Raw genomic sequence first — 1,451 nt, forward strand, 5'->3', positions numbered from 1 at the left:
CTGAACTGACCCCCTGAAGTTGGACAGTAAAGGCTAGGCAGCCAAGGGCTGAGTCCTGTATTGCACGGGACTCAGCCCATTTAGTTTGAGCTTGATGCGCTCATGGTTGTAGTAGTGGATGTATTGCGGCAAGCTGGCCTGCAACTGCTCGACGCTTGAGAAACGGTTCAGCCGGAAGAACTCAGATTTCAGCGTGCCGAAGAAGCTCTCCATCGCAGCGTTATCGAGGCAATTCGCCCTGCGCGACATGCTCTGCGTGATGCCGTGCACGGCTAGCGCCTGTCGCCAGGCGGGCATCTGATATTGCCATCCCTGATCCGAATGCAGCAACGGCCTGTCGTGACTGCGAAGCCGCGCAAGCGCCTTCTTCAGCATGCCGCTGACCAGATCAAAGCTGGGCCGACGCGCCATCTGGCAGGCCACGATCTCGCCGTTGTACAGGTCCATGACCGGCGACAGATACAGTTTCTCGCCATTGACATTGAACTCCGTCACATCGGTCACCCACTTCTGATTCGGCGCATGCGCTTCGAACTGTCGCGCAAGCAGATTGGGCGCCACCCGACCCACCTCACCGCGCCATGAGCGATACCGCTTCGGCCGAACCAGCGACTTCAGCCGCAACTCGCCCATCAGTCGCTGCACGGTCTTGTGATTGACCGTCTGACCGGCGTTGCGCATCGCTGCGGTGATGCGTCTATAGCCGTATCGTCCCTTGTGATGGTCGTACACGGCGCGGATCTGCGTCTTGAGTTCGACGTGGCGCTCGCCGGCTTCGAGCACGCGCAACTGGTAGTAGAACGTGCTGCGTGCAAGCTGTGCGATCGTCAGCAGTGCAGCTAGCGGATGGCGCGTGCGCAGCGTGTTCACGATTTGCGTTTTTTCTTTTGCGCTGCTGCCTGCTTTTTCGCCTTGAGCAGCGCATCGAGCTTTTTTAGGTACGCCACCTCCGCGCGCAGATACTCGTTCTCCTTGAGCAACTCGTCGCGTGTGCGCGTGTCGGGAGCTTCGTCTTCGGTAGGCTTTGGCGGCTGGGTGTCAGTCATCTTCGGGCGGCGCCCGCGGCGGCGGGGCGCAAGAGCATCGATACCGCCCTCATCATACAGACGCGCCCAGCGCGCCACGCTGCCTGCATCACGGATGTCGTAGCGCGCGGTGACCTCGCGCAGCGAAAGCCCTTCGCGCCACATGTGCTCCAGCACCTGTAGCCGGAACCGCGCGTCGTAGTGGCTGAACTTTTTGTCCAGCGCCTGCCCGCCATGCACCCTGTACGCAGCCACCCAACGTCGCAGCATCGAAGGGTCAAGCCCGTAACGCGCGGCAAGCGACCCATACCCAATGCCGCCACCCAAATACTGACCGACTAACTCCCGCCGAAACCGCTCATCGTACTTCGTCATGAAAAACACCCCAAAGGTTGGATCGGTGTCCAACTTTTGGGGTGCAGTTCA

1 protein-coding gene is annotated in these 1,451 nt (G+C 60.3%); it reads right to left on the minus strand.

Annotated elements, in window-relative coordinates:
• Positions 1-33 precede the first annotated feature (33 nt).
• Positions 34-1,400 (minus strand): IS3 family transposase gene (locus tag AB6804_RS31785; protein ID WP_370889823.1). Its coding sequence is split into 2 segments (ribosomal slippage): positions 34-938 and positions 938-1,400, totalling 1,368 coding nucleotides; the frame shifts between segments, so codons are not numbered across the junction.
• Positions 1,401-1,451: the final 51 nt, after the last annotated feature.

It is taken from the genome of Caballeronia sp. RCC_10 (genome assembly GCF_041360715.1).
GTDB classification, from domain to species: Bacteria; Pseudomonadota; Gammaproteobacteria; order Burkholderiales; family Burkholderiaceae; genus Caballeronia; species Caballeronia grimmiae.